A 17,690-nucleotide genomic window follows, 5' to 3' on the forward strand; every position below is an offset into this window, starting at 1 on the left:
CTCGCTGCCCTTTGACTCAACCACTCGCCAACGGAGACGACGGCATGGGCATCAAAGGTTTCGCCTGCAGTATTGCGCTGATGGGCTTCATCAGCAGTTTTCCGGCTCATGCCGGTAAAGCCAACGACACCCTGGTTTACGCTTCCGACAGCGAGCCTGAGAACATCAGCCCCTATCACAATGATTTACGCGAAGGCGTGATTCTCGGCCGGCTGATCTGGGACAACCTGATCTACCGCGATCCCAACAGCGGTGAATACAAACCCATGTTGGCCACCAGCTGGAAACAAGTCGACGACACCACCATCGACTTTGAGCTGCGCAAAGGCGTCAAATTTCACAACGGCGACTCATTTACCGCCGACGATGTGGTGTTCACCCTCAACTACGTGGTGTCGCCCGAAGCGAAAGTCGTGACCGTGCAAAACGTCGACTGGATCAAGAGCGCCGAAAAAACCGGTGACTACAGCGTCCGCCTGTATTTGAAGAAGCCTTTCCCTCCGGCACTGGAATACCTGTCCAACGCCGTTCCGATGTTCCCCAAGCAATACTTCGAGAAGGTCGGCTTGGCCGAATTCAGTCGCAAGCCAATCGGTACCGGGCCGTATAAAGCCGTGTCGGTGGTGGCTGGCGAAGGCGTGACGATGGAGATTAACAAGGACTACTTCCCGGACAGCCCGCAAGGCAAGCCACATATCAGCCACCTCAAGTTCCGGGTGATTCCGGATGCCGAAACCCGCCTGGCCGAGTTGATGACCAATGGTGTCGATTGGACCTGGCGGGTGACCTCGGATCAGGCAGTCGACCTCAAAGGCATGCCGAACCTGACCGTGACCAGCAGCGAAACCATGCGCATCGGCTTCCTGATTCTTGATGCCCGGGGCACCTCCACCGACAACTCGCCGATGAAGAACCTCAAGGTGCGTCAGGCCATCAACCATGCGATCAACCGCAATGCGCTGGCCACGCAACTGGTGGGTGGCGAAGCCAAACCCTTGCAGGTTGCCTGTTATCCAGGCCAGTTCGGCTGCGATACCACCGCGGCCATGGTCTACAACTATGACCCGGCCAAGGCCAAGGCGCTGCTCGCCGAAGCCGGTTACCCAAATGGTTTCGAGACTGAAATCTTCGCTTATCGCGACCGTGATTACGTCGAAGCCATCATCGGCAACCTGCGCGCGGTGGGCATCAACGCCAAGCTCCGCTTCTTGAAGTACGCCGCCCTGCGCGATCAGCAACGTGGCGGCAAGGTGCCAATGTCGTTCCAGGCCTGGGGCTCGTTCTCGATCCTCGATACCTCGGCGTCGGCCGGCACCTGGTTCAAGGGCAATCCGGACGACAACATCAAGGATCCGCAAGTCCAGGGTTGGTTGCAGACCGCTGACAACGCCCTCGACCCGCAATTGCGCAAGGACAACTACCGCAAGGCGTTGCAGCGCATCAGCGAACAGGCGTACTGGGCCCCACTATTCAACTACTCGATGAACTACGCCTACACCTCCGAACTGGCGTTCACGCCGTACCCGGATGAGCTGCCGCGTTTCGTTCAGTCCAGCTGGAAGTAATCCGCAACCCAGCGGATTGATCAAGAGGTGCCGTGGCTTGCGGACTGACCCGTACCACGGACGCGTCCTCACACCTGTCATCCATTGGATATGAGGAAACTTGCCATGCTTGGATTCCTTCTGCGCCGTCTGGGCATCGCTATTTGCGTTGCCATTACCGTGTCGGTGATCAGCTTTTCTCTTCTACATCTGTCCGGCGACCTGGCTACGGCCATTGGCGGACCGGAAGCCACCAGCGAACAGATCGAACAGATCCGCGTGCAATACGGTTTGAACAAACCGCTACCGACCCAGTACTTCAACTGGCTGGGCGATTTGCTACGGCTGGACCTGGGCGACTCTTTTTTCTTTCAGGAATCGGTCTACAACCTTGTCGCCAGCCGCTTGCCGATTACCCTCGGGTTAGGTGCCACCGCGCTGGGTATCGCCTTGCTGGTGGCGATTCCCCTGGGCGTGCTGGCGGCGGTCAAACGCGACACCTGGGTTGACCGACTGGCCTTGAGCATCGCGGTGCAGGGTCAGGCGATGCCGAGTTTCTGGTTTGCGCTGATGTTGATCGTGGTGTTCGCGGTAACGCTCAAGTGGCTGCCGGTGTCCGGCAACTCGACCCTGCTGCACTTCGTCATGCCGGCCATTGCCTTGGGCTACTACGCGACCCCGGCAATCATGCGGCTGACCCGCGCCGGCATGCTGGATGTGCTCAGCTCCGATTACATCCGCACCGCCCGCGCCAAGGGCCTGCGACCTGCCCGCGTGTTGTTCAAGCACGCACTGCGCAACGCCTTGATTCCAGTGGTCGCGCTGGCGGCGGTGGAGTTTGGCTTCATGCTCGGCGGCTCGGTGGTGATCGAAACCGTGTTCTCCCTGCAGGGCATCGGGCAACTCGCCTGGGACGCCATCGCCCGGGATGACTTTCCGGTGGTACAGGCCGTGGTCCTGCTGATTGCGGTGATTTACATCATCCTCACCTTGCTGGCCGATGTGCTCAACGCACTGCTCGACCCGCGCATTCGCGTGCGCTAGGAGGCTTACATGAGCACCCCCACGACCCTCGCGATCAATGACTACCTGCCACCCCCGAACAGCCTGAGCCGAGCCCTTGGCAAGAGCTTTCGTCATCGTGGTTTCGCCATCGGCGCAGTGTTGTTGCTGATCATCTTCGCTGGCGCACTGTTCGCGCCGTGGCTGGCACCTTACGACCCTTATGCGCAGGACGTGATGCTGCGCATGAAACCGCCGGCCTGGATGGCCAAAGGCACCTGGGACTACGTCCTTGGCACCGACAAGCTGGGGCGTGACTACCTGTCACGGCTGCTCTACGGCGCACGTATTTCATTGTTCATCGGCATTGCGGCGGCGCTGATTTCCGGTTTTATCGGCACCGTCATGGGGCTGTTGGCGGGGTACTACGGCGGCAAGGTCGACGCGTTTATCAGCTACCTGATCACCACCCGGCTGGCGATGCCGGTGGTGATGGTCGCGCTGGCCTCGGCCTCGCTGATGGGCGGTTCACTGAAAGTGGTCATCATGCTGCTCGGCTGCCTGTTATGGGATCGCTTCGCGGTGGTGGTCAGGGCTTCGGTGCAACAGATTCGCGATGCGGAATATGTAGCGTCGGCCCAGGCGCTTGGCTGCTCGACGCTGCGCATTCTGGTCAGTGAAATTCTGCCCAATCTGGTCGGCGCGCTGATCGTCGTCGCGACGCTGGAAATGGCCCACGCGATCCTGCTGGAGTCGGCCCTGTCGTTCCTCGGGGTGGGCGTGCAACCGCCGACGCCGTCCTGGGGTTTGATGATCGCTGAAGGCAAACCCTACATGTTCTTTTCCCCGTGGGTCATCGCCATTCCCGGCGTCGCCCTGATGATTCTGGTGCTGGGCATCAACCTGGTCGGCGACGGCCTGCGCGATCTGATTCTGCCCGACGGCCGTAACTAAATAGAGGAGTACCAAGCATGGCACTACTCCATGTGGAAAACCTGCGCGTGGACATCCCCATGGGCAACCGCCCGACGCCGGATGACATGCTCCATGCAGTGCGCGGTCTGAACTTTGAAGTCGAGCGCGGTGAAATGCTGTGCATCGTCGGCGAATCCGGCTGCGGTAAATCCCTGACCTCGCTCGCACTGATGGACCTGTTGCCACGCAAGGCCAAACGTAGCGCGTCCCGGCTGACGCTGGACGGTATCGACATGATCGGCCAGAGCGAACGGCACATGTGCGACTTGCGCGGCAACCGTCTGGCGATGATCTTCCAGGAACCGATGACCTCGCTGAACCCGGCCTACAGCATTGGCGATCAGCTCAGCGAAGTGCTGACCCGGCACCACAAGGTATCGCGCAAGGATGCCCTCGCTCGCGCCGCGCAGATGCTGGAGAAAGTCGGCATCAGCAATGCCACCGAGCGCTTGCGTCAGTACCCGCATCAACTTTCCGGCGGTTTGCGCCAACGGGTGATCATTGCCATGGCGTTGATGTGCGAACCGGACCTGATCATCGCCGATGAGCCCACCACCGCATTGGACGTGACCATTCAAGCGCAGATCCTGCGCCTGATCCGCGACATTCAGAAAGAACTCGGCCTGGCGGTGATTTTCATCACCCATGACCTGGGGCTGGTGGCACGGATCGCCGATCGGGTCGCCGTGATGTATGCCGGGGAAATCGTCGAAACCGCCCCTGCCCGGCAGCTGTTCGAGAATCCGCAGCATCCGTACACCCGTGGCCTGCTGGCCAGTATTCCAATCCCTGGCCGGACCAGACCGGGTGAGGCACTGGGTTCGATTCCAGGCCTGGTACCGAGCCTGGTGGGCGATCAGCAAGGGTGTGCGTTCCGCAATCGTTGCGCCCAGGCGATGGCGGCCTGCGCGCAAGACATCCCCGAAATCGAACAGGACGGCCACATGGCCCGCTGCCTGTTCGCCACACCGGCCCCAGAGCCGATTCGCCTTCAAGAGAGGGCACGGTCATGAAAAAAGACATCGCTTTGGAGCTGTGTGACATTCGTCGCGAGTTTCGGATCAACCAGGGCTTTTTCAAACCCGCCGCCACCCTGAAGGCCGTCGATGGGGTTTCCCTGCGCCTGATGCGTGGCGAGACCCTCGGCTTGGTAGGTGAATCCGGTTGCGGAAAAAGTACCCTGGCAAAGCTGCTGCTCGGCCTGTTGCCGCCGACCAGCGGCGATGTGCTGGTCAACGGCAAACATCTGGCGGCGACTGATCGCAGGGAAATGTCCCGGCATATCCAGCCGATCTTCCAGGATCCGTATTCCTCGCTGAACCCACGCAAGACACTGCGCGAAATCGTGACCTTGCCGCTGATCGTGCACGGCATCGGCAGCACGGCCGAGCGGCGCAAGAAAACCGAAGCGATGCTTGATGTGGTCGGCCTGCCCAAACGCGTAATCGACAGTTACCCCAGTCAGCTGTCCGGCGGACAACGCCAGCGCGTCGCGATCGCCCGCGCGCTGATCATGCGCCCCGATGTGTTGATCTGCGACGAGCCCACCTCCGCACTGGATGTGTCGGTGCAGGCGCAGATTCTCAATCTGCTGCAAGACCTCAAGCACGAATTCGGCCTGACCTATCTGCTGATCAGCCACAACCTGGCGGTCATCGAACACCTCGCCGACCGGGTCGCGGTGATGTACCTGGGGCGCATCGTCGAAGAACGGACTCGTGGATCGTTGTTTGCCGAGCCTGGCCACCCTTATACCCGCGCCTTGCTGGATTCGGTGCTCACGCCCGATCCGCGCCTGGGCATTCCCGAAATAGGACTGCACGGCACCTTTCCCAATCCGATGTCACCGCCGTCCGGTTGCGCTTTTCACCCGCGCTGCCCGAGCTGCTTCGCACCGTGCAAAACGGCCTACCCGGCCAATGATTCCATTATCGGAGGCAACGTGCGTTGCCACCTTCACGATACGCCTGCCCAAACACTGGAGCTTGTCCACTCATGAGTCGTTCATTGGCCATCAGCAACACCACAGCGCAATTCGACAACGGCAGTTTTTTTAATCTGCTCGCACGTAGCGTCGCCTTGCATACCGAAAGCCAGGCACCGGACAGCCAGCCCGAGTTGTATCGCTACCTCACGGACTTCATCACCCCTTATGTCGAGGCGATGGGCTTCGGTGTCGATATCTATGACAACCCGGTGGCAGAGCGCGGCCCGTTCATGATCGCCACACGCATTGAACATCCAGAACTGCCGACCGTACTCAGCTACGGCCACGGTGATGTGGTACGCGGCTATGAAGCGCAATGGCGTGAGGGCCTGTCGCCGTGGCAAGTCACTGTCGAAGGCGATCGCTGGTATGGCCGCGGCACGGCGGATAACAAAGGCCAGCACTTGATCAACCTGACCGCACTGGAGCAGACGCTCAAGGCTCGCGAAGGCAAGCTGGGGTTCAACGTCAAACTGCTGCTGGAAATGGGCGAAGAAGAAGGCTCGCCGGGCTTGAATGCATTCTGTGCCGCACACCGTGAAGAGCTCGCGGCGGATATTTTCATCGCCTCGGACGGCCCGCGCCTGGCGGCATCACGGCCAACCATATTTCTGGGCTCACGTGGGGTGTTCAACTTCGAGCTGGTGGTCAATCTGCGCGAAGGCGCCCATCACTCTGGCAACTGGGGCGGGTTGCTGGCCAACCCTGGCATCATTCTGGCCAATGCCATCGCAAGCATGGTCGATGAGCACGGCCGAGTGAAAGTGGCGGGACTGATGCCTGAGGCACTGCCGGAGCCGGTTCGCCAGGCACTGGCCGACATCGACGTCGGTGGAGGACCGGGCGATCCGGAAATTGACGCCGACTGGGGTAATCCGCAGCTCTCGCTGAGTGAAAAGGTCTTCGGCTGGAACACCCTCGACGTCATCGCCTTCAAGACCGGCAACCCGGACGCCCCCGTGCACGCGATCCCCGGCAAGGCCAACGCCCACTGCCATATCCGCTTCGTGGTGAACAGCGACTACACGAGTTTTATCCCCGCGGTGCGCAGCCACCTGGATGCCCATGGTTTCAGCAACGTCGAGGTCAGGCAAAGCCGCATCGATGTGATGCACGCCACTCGGCTGGACCCGCAAAGCCCATGGGTTGATTGGGCGCTCAGCTCCTTGACGCAGACCACCGGCAAAAAACCTGCGCTGCTGCCAAACCTCGGTGGCTCGCTGCCCAACGACGTGTTCGCGGACGTGCTCGGCCTGCCAACCTTATGGGTGCCGCACTCATACCCAGCCTGCTCTCAACATGCGCCGAACGAGCACTTGCTGGCACCGGTGGTCAAGGAAAGCCTGCAAATCATGGCCGGACTGTTCTGGGACCTGGGCAACGACGCGGCACGCCTGACGCAGGAGCATCAGTTACGGGAGCAAGCGCAATGAGCGCCACGCCACAACAGGCGCTGGACTGGCTTGCTGACCAGCGCCCAGCCATGGAGGCGCTGTTGCAGCGTATCGTCGACACCGACTCCAACAGCTATGACAAGGCCGGTGTCGACGCTGTGGGCGCGCTGCTCGCCGCTGAACTGGCAGCCGACGGCATCCAGCTCAAGCGCATGCCGGTCGAGGGTTTTGGCGACGTGCTACTCGCGCAAGTGCCAGGCGAACCTGGGAAGCCAGTGTTGCTGCTGGGCCATCGCGACACGGTGTTCCCCAAAGGCACCACCGCGACTCGCGGCTACAGCCGCGATGGCAACCTCGCCTTTGGCCCCGGCGTCGCCGACATGAAAGGCGGACTGGTGCTCAATTGCTTCGCCCTCAAGGCGCTCAAACGCGCCGGCCGGTTACCCTATCCGGTTCAGGTGCTGTACACCGGTGACGAAGAAATTGGTTCCGGCAGCGCCAGAACCCATATCGAAAGCGCAGCCCGGGCCGCACGCGCCGTGCTCAATACCGAACCCGGCCGGGCCAGCGGTAACGTGGTCAGCGCACGCAAAGGCGGTGCCACGCTGATCATCGAAGTCAGCGGCCGCGCGGCGCATGCCGGGGTCAACCATGCCGACGGCGCCAGCGCCATCGAGGCCCTGGCACGCAAGATCGTCAAGCTCCATGCCTTGACCGATTACCCGGCAGGCATCACCACTAACGTGGGCCTGATATCCGGTGGCACCTCCAGCAACACCGTCGCGCCCAGCGCCTGTGCCCGGCTGGACGTGCGCTTCATCGAACTCAAGCACTGGGACCGGATCTTGAGCGCAATCGAGGCCATCGTCGCAGAAGAAGAACTGATCGGCACCCACGCCATCCTCAAGGAAGCGACGACCTTCCTGCCGATGGAAGCCCATCACAGCGAACGGCTGCTGCGCATCTACCAACAAAAAGCGCGGGCCTTGGGTTTCAACGTCGAAGGCGAATTCACCGGCGGTTGCGCCGACTCCGGATTCACCGCCAGCCTGGGCATTGCAACCCTGTGTGGCCTCGGGCCGGTGGGTGGCAAGGTCCACACTGATCGTGAGTATCTGGAACTGGACACACTGGTGCCTCGTGCGCAGGCCTTGGTGGCGACCATTCTGGCTGTTGGCGAGAGCAGTTGAGAACACAAAAACCTGTGGGAGCGAGCCTGCTCGCGATGAGGCCAGCAAGCCCAACATCCATGTGACTGAACCACCGCCTTCGCGAGCAAGCCCGCTCCCACAGGGGGTTGCGGGTGTTCACAACATTTGCGCGATACAAAAAAACCTGTGGGAGCGAGCCTGCTCGCGATGAGGCCAGCAAGCCCAACATCCACGTGACTGAACCATCGCCTTCGCGAGCAAGCTCGCTCCCACAGGGGGGAGGCCGACTTCAAGCGTCCCAGGGGACCACTGCGTCAACGTCAATGGCGTAGCGCTCAATGGCCTCGGCACAGACACTGGCGTCCAGATGCCCCTCATGCACCAGTGCGGTCAGCGCACTCAGGACGATCTGATGGCGGTCCACTTCGAAGAACCTGCGCAACTGGCTGCGAGTATCGCTGCGACCAAAGCCGTCGGTGCCGAGCACGGTGTAACGGGCATCGAGATAACTGGCGATCAGTTGAGGCAAGGCGCGCACGTAATCGGTACAGGCAATGATCGGCGCCGTGTCGTCGAGCGACTCCTGAACATGGCTGCGCCGCGCGGTTTGCCCGGGATGCAGGCGGTTCCAGCGTTCCACTTCCCGGGCATCCCGGGCCAGCTCGGTGAAGCTGGTGACGCTCCAGACGTCGCTGTCGATGTTCCAGTCGCGGGCCAACAATTCGGCCGCCGCGATCACCTCAAGCAGGATCGTGCCGGAACCCAACAGCTGAACGCTGCCGCGCGCATCTTCGACTTCATGCCGGGCGAACAGGTACATGCCTTTGATAATTGCCTGCTCGACACCTTCGGGAAGATTGGGCTGCGGGTAGTTCTCGTTCATCAGGGTGACGTAATAAAACTCGTCGACCTGGCGCTCCAGCATCTGGCGCATGCCGTGGTCCAGGATCACCGCAAACTCACCGGCGAACGCCGGATCGTAGGCACGGCAATTGGGCACCATCGACGCCATCAAATGGCTGTTGCCGTCCTGGTGCTGCAAGCCTTCACCGCCCAGGGTCGTGCGCCCCGCAGTCGCGCCGAGCAGGAACCCGCGAGCGCGCTGATCCGCCGCAGCCCAGATCAGATCGCCAATGCGCTGGAAGCCAAACATCGAGTAATAGATGTAGAACGGCAGCATCGGCAGGCCATGCACCGAGTAGCTGGTCGCGGCAGCCACCCAGGAACTGATGGCGCCGGCCTCACTGATGCCCTCTTCGAGAATCTGCCCGTCCAGAGCTTCTCGATAACTCAGGATCGAACCAATGTCCTCCGGCTCATAACGCTGCCCCACGCTGGAGTAGATACCGATCTGTTTGAACAGGCTGGCCATGCCGAAGGTACGCGCCTCATCCGCCACGATCGGCACGATGCGCGGCCCCAGTTGCTTGTCCCGCAGCAAGCCGCTAAGCATGCGCACGAAGGCCATGGTGGTGGACATTTCCTTGCCTTCGGCGGCGACGGCAAACCCGGCGTAGCTGCCTACATCGGGTACGGCCAATGACTCGCAGGTTGAAGGTCGCGTAGGCATGTAACCGCCCAACGCACGGCGGCGTTCATGCAGGTAGCGCATTTCGGCACTGTCGTCGCCCGGCTTGAAGAAGCTCAGCGAAGTGGCCTGTTCATCGGTCAACGGCAGGTTGAAACGGTTGCGGAATGCGATCAACGCCTCGTGATCGAGTTTCTTCTGCTGGTGCACGGTCATCTTGCCCTGCCCGGCGTCGCCCATGCCGAAGCCCTTCTTGGTTTGGGCCAGGATGACCGTAGGTTTCTTGCCCTCGTGCATTGCGCTTTGATACGCGGCAAAGATTTTCACCAGGTCATGACCTCCGCGCTTGAGGCGGTCGATCTGCTCATCGGTCAGGCCTTGGGCCAAATGCGCCAGGGCTTCGTCCTGGCCGAAGAAATGCTCGCGGTTGAAGCGCCCGTCCTTGGCCGCGAACGTCTGGAACTGGCCATCGACCGTAGCCGACAATGCTCGGACCAGCGCGCCATCTTTATCTCGTGCAAACAGGCCGTCCCAGTCGGAGCCCCAGACCAGTTTGATGACGTTCCAGCCGGCCCCACCGAACAGCGCCTCCAGCTCATCAATGATGCGCCCATTGCCACGCACCGGACCGTCCAGGCGCTGAAGGTTGCAGTTGACCACCCACACCAGATTATCCAGTCCTTCACGCGCCGCCAGGGTCAGCGCCGACATGCTTTCCGGCTCATCCATTTCACCGTCGCCAAACACCCCCCAGACGGTTCGCCCCGAGGTATTTTGCAGGCCGCGATGCTCCAGATAACGCATGAAACGCGCCTGGTAGATCGAGCTGATCGGACCGATACCCATCGAGCCGGTCGGGAACTGCCAGAAGTCCGGCATCAGCCACGGGTGCGGGTAGCTCGACAACCCCCGCGCACCATTGGCACGTGCGCCGATCTCTTGCCGATAATGGTGCAGATCCTGTTCCTCGAGGCGCCCTTCCAGAAAGGCTCGTGCATAAACGCCCGGTGCCGAGTGCGGCTGGTAGAACACCAGATCACCGCCATGAGTGTCGGTGCGCGCCTTGAAAAAATGGTTGAAGCCCACTTCAAATAAATCGGCGGCGCTGGCGTAACTGGCGATGTGGCCGCCCAGCTCCCCATAGGCCTGGTTGGCCCTGGCGACCATGACCAGCGCGTTCCAGCGCATGATCGACGCCAGTCGCTCTTCCAGCGCCAGGTCACCCGCAAACACCGGCTGCTGCTCGACGCTGATGGTATTGATATAGGGCGTACCGTGGCGGGGCCGCCAACCAATCTCGCACGTGCCGGCCACGGCCACTAGCATGTCGAGGATCTGTTTCGCCCGGGCCGTGCCGCCGTGGTCGATGACGGACAGCAACGCTTCCCGCCACTCGCCCATTTCCTGTGCATCTTCAACTGTCTCGCCCGGAATTGGGATCTGGATATCGGATGGGTTCATGAGCAACTCCTGCTGGTGTCGGGTAACACTTCAAGGGGGTGCGAACGGTTCACCCGGGCGAGGCTTTTCACCTGTTCTACCGCCGCAATGACCGAGCGTTCGGCCGCCCCGTCTGGAGCAATCGGGTAGATGCAGGGCTGACCAATGGAAAGGTCGTGCAACAAATGCTCATCCACTTCACCGAGTACCACAAAACAGTAATCACCCTCGGCCACTCGCCCTTCAGCGAGCTGACCAGACCCTGTCTTCACAGCATCGATATGGATCAGTGCAACATTGTCGAAGCAGCTGAAACCCTGATGGATCAAGTCAATATGATCGCTATCAAGCCCACCCGCGATGACCACGATTCGTGTGCAATTTGAAGGCTCGCGCATCCACTTCAGGGCGTTGTTACGACAGTAGGCCGCTTGGCTCATTGGCGTTGCCTTTGTTGTTTGGGAGGGTGATTCAACAGGTGAATTAGCGCGGTCACCGGCTAAATGACGCCGCGTGCCTGCAGCACGCTTTTCGCCAGACGGCGGGTCGCCGAAAGCACTTGTTCTACCTGTTGATCCATCGCTGTGGTGGATGAGGCTATCGTTCCCAGCTCGACGACGCGCAACGGGTGACCGCGCACCGACCCCAGCCAGGCCAAGCCAGGCACCGTGCCGACTTCGACGTCCAGTAAAAAACTTTCGTGGGAGACCGAGCGCAACAGCTGGCTGGCATGACACGCATAGCCCTCAGCGGATTGCTCCGGGCCAGACCCGCCCCGCAACCAGTCGACCATCAACGCCTCGGATTGCTTGACGGCCAGATAAGCCACCTGGTCCCAGTCATCTATCGCCACGTGCAGCTGGTCGATCATGTATTTGGGCAACGCGGCGCTGGTGACGATGATCACTCCGGCATCCGCCGAAGGTTCCTTGATCCAGACTGCGGATTGCGATATCGCATGCATGGCGCTACTCCCGGCGGTTTGATAGCAGCTGCTTGCTCCTGTCGGCGATCCGACGATGAGGCCATGACATCCAATATTGATGCCGACTGCCCCACCGCTTCGTGAGCAAGCTCGCTCCTACAGGTCATTGGCGTTAATCAGCCATTGCGGAACAGGAAGCTGTAGGCGTTCAGCGCAGGTGCCCCGCCCAAGTGTGCGTAAAGCACTTTCGAGCCTTCGGGGAACTCACCACGGCGGACCATTTCGATCATCCCGTGCATGGATTTGCCTTCATATACGGGGTCGGTCAACACACCTTCAAGGCTGCCGCACAGGCGAATGGCTTCCAGCGTGCCTTCGTTGGGCAAACCATATTCGGGGTAAGCGAAGCGTGTATCGAGCACTACGTCGTCTTCGGTGATCTCACGACCCAGCTCCACCAGCTCAGCGGTGTGGCGGGCGATACGCAGAATCTGTGCCTTGGTTTTCTCGGGCTTGGCCGAGGCATCAATGCCGATGACGTTCTTCGAACGGCCGTCGGCAGCGAAACCGACGACCATGCCGGCCTGGGTACTGCCGGTCACGGAGCAGACCACGATGTAGTCGAACTTGAACCCCAGTTGTTTTTCCTGCTCCCGCACTTCGTCGGCAAAGCCGACGAACCCGAGCCCGCCGTAGGGATGTTCGGAACAACCTGCCGGTATCGGGAACGGCTTGCCACCGCGCTCCACCACGTCGTTCATGGCCTTCTCCCAGCTGGGCCGAATACCGATGTCGAATCCTGCAGCGTCCAGTCGTACGTCCGCACCCATGATGCGGGACATCTCGATATTGCCGACCCGGTCATACACGGCGTCGGAGTAGTTCACCCAATTTTCCTGGACCAGCACACACTTCATGCCGAGGTGGGCAGCAACGGCGGCGACCTGGCGGGTCTGGTTCGACTGGATCCCGCCGATGGACACCAGGGTGTCGCAGCCTTGTTCGAGCGCCTCAGGAATCAGGTATTCGAGCTTGCGCGTCTTGTTGCCGCCGAACGCCAGGCCGCTGTTGCAGTCTTCACGTTTGGCATACAACTCGACCTTGCCGCCCAGGTGTTCGCTGAGGCGTTTCAAAGGCGTGATGGGAGAAGGACCGAAGGTCAGCGGATAACGTTTAAAGCGATTCAGGTTCATGACTCTGCTCCTTGTGTATTGGATATCCAAGCGCCAGACCGAAAGGCAAAAAGGGCTGCGTTCCAGGTTCTTTCAGAGGGGCTTCGATGAGTCCAATATTAAGAACAAAGCGAAAAATATGTGTTGCAAGTTTAGGCGCCTTGAAGAAATATAAATTTTCAATTTCCACTTAAACCATATTTTTATTGTGTAGAAATCGACATGAACGCAACAAACAACCACAAGAAACTCGGCACCCCAGCTGCAGAGCCGCACCCGCTGGACCGGACCGACCGCGCCATTCTCAAGACCCTGCAGCGAGACGCCTCGATCTCCAATGTAGCGCTCGCCGAAAAGGTAAAGCTGAGTGCGCCGGCCTGCCTGCGACGAGTCGAACGCCTCAAGCAAGAGGGCCTGATCAAGGGCATTGTCGCGTTGCTGGACAGTCAAGCGCTCGATGCTGGGATGGTGGTGTTGATCGGCGTGGTGCTGGACCGCTCGACGCCGGAATCCTTCGCCGCCTTCGAAGCCGCGGCGCAAAAGGTGTCCGGCTGCATGGAATGCCATGTGGTGACGGGGGAATTCGACTACTTCATGTTGATACGAACCAAGGACAGCAACAGTTTCAACCGGCTCCACGCGGAGCAATTGCTTTACCTGCCCGGGGTTCGCCAGATTCGCTCGTTCATGGGGTTGCGCCAGGTCTTGTCGACAACCCACATTCCCCTTTGAGGCTCGAATTGAGGCTGCCGCTCGTCTATAGAGAAATCCCCATCCCCCGCCGCACCTCTCGCACATCCCGCGCAGGCGACGCACCAAACTGCCGAACATACTCACGGCTAAACTGCGACGCGCTTTCATAACCGACAGCGTAAGCCACGTCAGACGCGCGATGTTCCCCGGCCAGCAAAAGCTGACGAGCCTCCTGCAACCTAAGTTGCTTCTGATATTGGATAGGACTGAGGCCGGTCAGCGACAAAAAATGCCGATGCAGGCTCGCCCGGCTCATGCCGGCGGCGTCGCACAAGGCCTCGATGCGAAGTCGGGTGGTGGAGTTGTCCCTGATCCAGGCGACGGCCCGGCGGATCCTGCCCAGTGCGCCGTCGGGTTGGGCTATCTGACGCAGAATCCGGCCTTGGGGCCCCTGCAAGAGACGATAGAGCAATTCCCGTTCGAGCATGGGGCCGAGAACCGGGATGTCGGCGGGTGTATCGAGCAATGACAATAAGCGCAGCAACGTGTCGCGCAGCGAAGCATTCATCGGATTGATCGTGATGCCGATTCCCTTTTGTTCGCGCTCGCGAACCGGCGGCATGATCGCTGCCAGTTCCGCCAGGGTGGCCGGGTCCAACACCAGCGATACGGCGACGTAGGGTTGCCCGTCTTCGGCATCGAGAATTTGCCCGGTCAAGGGCAGGTCCAGCGCGCTGATGAGATAGTGCTCACTGTCGTAGCTCAGCAGGCTGTCGTTGATCGCGACGCGCTTGGAGCCTTGCAGGATGAAGCAGATCATCGAGCGATACAGGCAGGGCGCCTGGTCTGTAGAGCCTTGGCCGACGCACAGGTCCACACGCGGAATCGGCGTGGCGGTCAATCCCGGCGGCGCATGGCGCAGGGCTATATCAAGATGCGGGGCAAGATCTCTGTTCATAGGGCCGATTATGCCCGTGCCCGGCCAGGGCACAAGGCGGTTGAGACAATCAGGCATTAAATTGAGCTGATCGGGCGTGGGTTACAAAGCGCTCATTGCCTATCTTGGCCAGGTCAAGATCGCGCCGAAAAAGGCGTACCTAACCCAGCAGAGATGACCCATGACCCAACCGATCGCACTCATCACCGGCGCCAGCCGTGGCCTGGGCCGCAACATGGCCCTTCACCTCGCCAAGCGCGGCGTCCACATCATCGGCACCTATCGCAGCGGCGCCGCCGAAGCCCAGACACTGATACAGGAGATCGAGGCGCTGGGCGGCAAGGCCGCGATGCTGTCGCTGGACATCACCGACACCGCCAGCTACCCGGCGTTTGCGAGCGCAGTGACTGACACGCTGGCGAGCGACTTCGGGCGCGAGCGCTTCGACTTCCTCGTCAACAACGCCGGTAATGGCCTCTTTGCAAACTTCGTCGACGCCACCGAGGAGCAGTTCGGTTCACTGGTCGCCACCCACCTTCGCGGTCCGGTGTTCCTGACCCAGAAACTGCTACCGCTCATGCAAGACGGCGGTCGTATCCTCAACGTTTCGTCCGGCTTCGTGCGCTTCACGTTGCCGGGGTACAGCCTTTATGCGGCGGTGAAGGCCGCGCTCGAAGTGCTGACCCGCTACATGGCCGTAGAACTGGGCTCGCGCCAGATCCGCGTGAACGCGATTGCCCCCGGCGCCATCGCCACCGATTTCGGCGGTGGCGTGGTGCGCGACAACCAGGACGTGAACGCCTACGTGGCACAAGGCATCGCCCTGGGCCGTGTCGGTCTGCCGGACGACATCGGCGGTGCGGTCGCCGCGATCCTGTCCGGTGACATGGCTTGGGCTAACGGGACCACTTTTGATATTTCGGGTGGGCAGTTGCTGTAATGCCCCCTTACCCGTGCTCTTCTTGGCCGACAAAATCCGGCGATGGACACGTGTGGTTCACTTAGGCTTTATCTAACCCATTGTGGCGAGGGAGCTTGCTCCCGCTGGCTGCGCAGCAGCCCCCATTTTGTGAGCGCTTCGCACTGGAGCGCCAGCCCGGTCAAGCGGGAGCAAGCTCCCTCGCCACAAGTTCAGTGATGTCCTTAAGTGAACGGTATACCGCCTGGCCTGATGCGACGAAACAGAGCTGGCTGCCGCAGTAATAGCCGATACCCGGCATCGTGATCGTGCCTATTCCTATCAAGGCAAATAGCAAAGCGAGCCTCAGGTCCGGCAAAGTTGCCCTGGCCTCTGCGGCCTGAATATAATGCGATTCATTATCAATTATGTAGTCTTCCGGGATGCTGATGCGCAGCAACGACACATTGGGCAATGCCGATCTCGCGCAGCTCTATCGCAGCCACCACTCCTGGTTGCACGGCTGGCTGAGCCGGCGCATCGGCTGTCGCGAAAGCGCCGCAGACTTGGCGCAGGACACGTTTGTGCGCCTGCTCAAATCCCGTCAATCAAGCCCCTTGCGCGAACCTCGTGCCTACCTGAGCAGCATCGCGCGTGGGCTGATGATCGATCGGTATCGCCGTCGCGAGCTGGAACGCGCCTACCTCGAGAGCCTCGCCCTGCTGCCTTCCCAGGAAATCCCTTCTGAAGAAGAGCGGCTGCTGATTCTTGACAGCCTCGAGCGGATCGACCGCCTGCTGGACCTGCTCAAACCGAGGGTTCGCGAGGCTTTTCTACTGGCCCAGCTCGACGGACTGACCTGCCAGCAGATCGCCGAAAAACTCGGTGTGTCCCGCTCTACGATTGAACGCGACCTGGCCAAGGCCCTGCAACACTGCTATCGCTTGCGCTATGCCGAACAGTGAAGCGCAAGCGCTGGATCCGGCGGTGGTCGACCAGGCGATCCACTGGCTGGTGCGCCTGCGTTTCAACCCAGCCGATGAGCAAACGCGGCGCACGTTCGAGCACTGGCTGCAGCAGCGCCCGGAACATTTGTTAGCGTGGCAGCGTGTAGAAGCCCTTGGCGATGATTTCGCGGGCATTCCACCTGATCTGGTCCGGCAAACCCTCAGAGGCACCCGCTCCGGCATGCATCGGCGGCAAAGCCTGAAGCTGCTGGGTGCGTTGGCCACTTTGGGCGCGGCGACCTGGCTGGGCCGGGACTACACACCGCTGCCGGCCCTGCTTGCCCAGCAACACAGCAGGACTGGCGAGCGCAAACGCGTCCAGCTCGATGACGGCAGCCTTATCCAGCTCAATAGCGACAGTGCCGTCGACAGCTATTTCAATGCAGAACGACGCCTGGTCGTACTGCGGCGCGGCGAAATCATCGTGAACATCGGTGCAGATACCGGTTCGGCGCAATCGCGTCCTTTCTGGCTGCAAACCCGTGACGGACTCATACGCACATCCAACGGCCGGTTCCTGGCGCACGAGCGTGACGACGGCACCCTCCTTGCGGTGCAGGCCGGCGCAGTGGCGGTATTTCCCGGAACCAGTCATAACCTGGGCAACAATACCGTCCAGGCTGGAAATCAGCGGCTGTTTACTTCAAATGGCGTTCGTGAATTCAAGGATAACGGCCTGGATCTATGGAGCTGGAGCGACGGGGTGATCAGCGCACGCGATATGCGCCTCGGTGATTTCATCGAGACCTTGTCGCGCTATCGCCCCGGTGTATTGCGATGCGCCGACGAGGTTTCGGGCCTGCGCGTTTCCGGCACCTTTCAGCTCGCCGACACCGACCGAGTGCTGGCATTGGTTGCGCAGTCACTGCATCTGCGCATTGATTATCGAACCCATTATTGGGTGACGTTGAGCGCCGCCAGCTAAGTTTTTTGTGTCCGCTCGCGAAGCTCAAATAAAAATGAGGTGATTTCTCATTCTCGTTCGGCATGTAAGAAAGGCTGACATACAAGCCTATCTGCCGATCCCCTTTCACGGA

16 protein-coding genes are annotated in these 17,690 nt (G+C 60.6%); 11 read left to right on the top strand and 5 right to left on the bottom strand.

Features of this window, described 5'->3' with window-relative positions; translation table 11 throughout:
* The first annotated feature begins 44 nt into the window (after positions 1-44).
* From RGM2987_RS23470 to RGM2987_RS23500, 7 genes are all read left to right on the top strand, one after another.
* Positions 45-1,565, top strand: a complete 1,521-nt coding sequence (locus RGM2987_RS23470) for an ABC transporter substrate-binding protein (protein ID WP_245145185.1) — start codon at positions 45-47, stop codon at positions 1,563-1,565.
* Positions 1,566-1,670: 105 nt separating this feature from the next.
* On the top strand, positions 1,671-2,588 hold the full coding sequence (locus RGM2987_RS23475; protein WP_245145186.1) for an ABC transporter permease: 918 nt from the start codon (positions 1,671-1,673) through the stop codon (positions 2,586-2,588).
* Between the two features lie 9 nt (positions 2,589-2,597).
* Positions 2,598-3,500: an ABC transporter permease gene (locus tag RGM2987_RS23480; RefSeq protein WP_245145187.1), complete on the top strand. Its 903-nt coding sequence runs from the start codon at positions 2,598-2,600 to the stop codon at positions 3,498-3,500.
* Positions 3,501-3,517: 17 nt separating this feature from the next.
* Entirely contained in the window at positions 3,518-4,534 is a 1,017-nt protein-coding gene (locus RGM2987_RS23485; protein ID WP_245145188.1) for an ABC transporter ATP-binding protein, read from the top strand.
* Positions 4,531-5,520, top strand: coding sequence for an oligopeptide/dipeptide ABC transporter ATP-binding protein (locus RGM2987_RS23490; RefSeq protein ID WP_245145189.1), 990 nt, complete (start codon positions 4,531-4,533; stop codon positions 5,518-5,520). The genes RGM2987_RS23485 and RGM2987_RS23490 overlap by 4 nt, the downstream gene beginning before the upstream one ends.
* Positions 5,517-6,941 (top strand): M20 family metallopeptidase, encoded by a 1,425-nt coding sequence (locus RGM2987_RS23495; protein WP_245145190.1) that lies wholly within the window; start codon positions 5,517-5,519, stop codon positions 6,939-6,941. Before RGM2987_RS23490 ends, RGM2987_RS23495 begins: the two co-directional genes overlap by 4 nt.
* Positions 6,938-8,092, top strand: a complete 1,155-nt coding sequence (locus tag RGM2987_RS23500) for a M20 family metallopeptidase (RefSeq protein ID WP_245145191.1) — start codon at positions 6,938-6,940, stop codon at positions 8,090-8,092. Before RGM2987_RS23495 ends, RGM2987_RS23500 begins: the two co-directional genes overlap by 4 nt.
* 250 nt (positions 8,093-8,342) lie before the next feature.
* On the opposite strand, the gene mdeB is transcribed toward RGM2987_RS23500, so the two are convergent.
* The 4 genes from mdeB to RGM2987_RS23520 form a co-directional block, all read right to left on the bottom strand.
* Entirely contained in the window at positions 8,343-11,042 is a 2,700-nt protein-coding gene (mdeB, locus tag RGM2987_RS23505) for an alpha-ketoglutarate dehydrogenase (RefSeq protein WP_245145192.1), read from the bottom strand.
* Positions 11,039-11,461 carry a hypothetical protein gene (locus RGM2987_RS23510; RefSeq protein ID WP_245145193.1) on the bottom strand — a complete coding sequence of 141 codons (423 nt, stop codon included), beginning with the start codon at positions 11,459-11,461 and terminating at the stop codon, positions 11,039-11,041. Before RGM2987_RS23510 ends, mdeB begins: the two co-directional genes overlap by 4 nt.
* Positions 11,462-11,520: 59 nt before the next feature.
* Positions 11,521-11,985: a transketolase gene (locus tag RGM2987_RS23515; protein WP_245145194.1), complete on the bottom strand. Its 465-nt coding sequence runs from the start codon at positions 11,983-11,985 to the stop codon at positions 11,521-11,523.
* A gap of 137 nt (positions 11,986-12,122) precedes the next feature.
* Positions 12,123-13,139, bottom strand: coding sequence for a 1-aminocyclopropane-1-carboxylate deaminase (locus tag RGM2987_RS23520; RefSeq protein ID WP_245145195.1), 1,017 nt, complete (start codon positions 13,137-13,139; stop codon positions 12,123-12,125).
* A gap of 201 nt (positions 13,140-13,340) precedes the next feature.
* Between RGM2987_RS23520 and RGM2987_RS23525 the strand changes: the two genes are divergently transcribed.
* Positions 13,341-13,850, top strand: a complete 510-nt coding sequence (locus tag RGM2987_RS23525) for an Lrp/AsnC family transcriptional regulator (protein ID WP_245145196.1) — start codon at positions 13,341-13,343, stop codon at positions 13,848-13,850.
* A 25-nt stretch (positions 13,851-13,875) separates the two neighbouring features.
* On the opposite strand, the gene RGM2987_RS23530 is transcribed toward RGM2987_RS23525, so the two are convergent.
* Positions 13,876-14,769 (bottom strand): AraC family transcriptional regulator, encoded by an 894-nt coding sequence (locus RGM2987_RS23530; RefSeq protein WP_245145197.1) that lies wholly within the window; start codon positions 14,767-14,769, stop codon positions 13,876-13,878.
* Positions 14,770-14,929: 160 nt separating this feature from the next.
* On the opposite strand from RGM2987_RS23530, the gene RGM2987_RS23535 reads away from it, so the two are divergent.
* The 3 genes from RGM2987_RS23535 to RGM2987_RS23545 all read left to right on the top strand — a co-directional run bounded on the left by RGM2987_RS23535 (position 14,930) and on the right by RGM2987_RS23545 (position 17,578).
* On the top strand, positions 14,930-15,688 hold the full coding sequence (locus tag RGM2987_RS23535; protein ID WP_245145198.1) for an SDR family oxidoreductase: 759 nt from the start codon (positions 14,930-14,932) through the stop codon (positions 15,686-15,688).
* 407 nt (positions 15,689-16,095) lie between these two features.
* Positions 16,096-16,611, top strand: a complete 516-nt coding sequence (locus RGM2987_RS23540; protein WP_245145199.1) for a sigma-70 family RNA polymerase sigma factor — start codon at positions 16,096-16,098, stop codon at positions 16,609-16,611.
* Positions 16,598-17,578 (top strand): DUF4880 domain-containing protein, encoded by a 981-nt coding sequence (locus RGM2987_RS23545; RefSeq protein WP_245145200.1) that lies wholly within the window; start codon positions 16,598-16,600, stop codon positions 17,576-17,578. Before RGM2987_RS23540 ends, RGM2987_RS23545 begins: the two co-directional genes overlap by 14 nt.
* Positions 17,579-17,690: the final 112 nt, after the last annotated feature.

The organism is Pseudomonas sp. RGM2987 (assembly GCF_022952855.1).
Classification (GTDB): domain Bacteria; phylum Pseudomonadota; class Gammaproteobacteria; order Pseudomonadales; family Pseudomonadaceae; genus Aquipseudomonas.

Excerpts from the sequence above, each read along its gene's own strand:
- RGM2987_RS23470 (WP_245145185.1), top strand. The coding sequence starts at position 45 with ATGGGCATCAAAGGTTTCGCCTGCAGTATTGCGCTGATGGGCTTCATC.
- RGM2987_RS23475 (WP_245145186.1), top strand. The coding sequence starts at position 1,671 with ATGCTTGGATTCCTTCTGCGCCGTCTGGGCATCGCTATTTGCGTTGCC.
- RGM2987_RS23480 (WP_245145187.1), top strand. The coding sequence starts at position 2,598 with ATGAGCACCCCCACGACCCTCGCGATCAATGACTACCTGCCACCCCCG.
- RGM2987_RS23485 (WP_245145188.1), top strand. The coding sequence starts at position 3,518 with ATGGCACTACTCCATGTGGAAAACCTGCGCGTGGACATCCCCATGGGC.
- RGM2987_RS23490 (WP_245145189.1), top strand. The coding sequence starts at position 4,531 with ATGAAAAAAGACATCGCTTTGGAGCTGTGTGACATTCGTCGCGAGTTT.
- RGM2987_RS23495 (WP_245145190.1), top strand. The coding sequence starts at position 5,517 with ATGAGTCGTTCATTGGCCATCAGCAACACCACAGCGCAATTCGACAAC.
- RGM2987_RS23500 (WP_245145191.1), top strand. The coding sequence starts at position 6,938 with ATGAGCGCCACGCCACAACAGGCGCTGGACTGGCTTGCTGACCAGCGC.
- mdeB (WP_245145192.1), bottom strand. The coding sequence starts at position 11,042 with ATGAACCCATCCGATATCCAGATCCCAATTCCGGGCGAGACAGTTGAA.
- RGM2987_RS23510 (WP_245145193.1), bottom strand. The coding sequence starts at position 11,461 with ATGAGCCAAGCGGCCTACTGTCGTAACAACGCCCTGAAGTGGATGCGC.
- RGM2987_RS23515 (WP_245145194.1), bottom strand. The coding sequence starts at position 11,985 with ATGCATGCGATATCGCAATCCGCAGTCTGGATCAAGGAACCTTCGGCG.
- RGM2987_RS23520 (WP_245145195.1), bottom strand. The coding sequence starts at position 13,139 with ATGAACCTGAATCGCTTTAAACGTTATCCGCTGACCTTCGGTCCTTCT.
- RGM2987_RS23525 (WP_245145196.1), top strand. The coding sequence starts at position 13,341 with ATGAACGCAACAAACAACCACAAGAAACTCGGCACCCCAGCTGCAGAG.
- RGM2987_RS23530 (WP_245145197.1), bottom strand. The coding sequence starts at position 14,769 with ATGAACAGAGATCTTGCCCCGCATCTTGATATAGCCCTGCGCCATGCG.
- RGM2987_RS23535 (WP_245145198.1), top strand. The coding sequence starts at position 14,930 with ATGACCCAACCGATCGCACTCATCACCGGCGCCAGCCGTGGCCTGGGC.
- RGM2987_RS23540 (WP_245145199.1), top strand. The coding sequence starts at position 16,096 with ATGCGCAGCAACGACACATTGGGCAATGCCGATCTCGCGCAGCTCTAT.
- RGM2987_RS23545 (WP_245145200.1), top strand. The coding sequence starts at position 16,598 with ATGCCGAACAGTGAAGCGCAAGCGCTGGATCCGGCGGTGGTCGACCAG.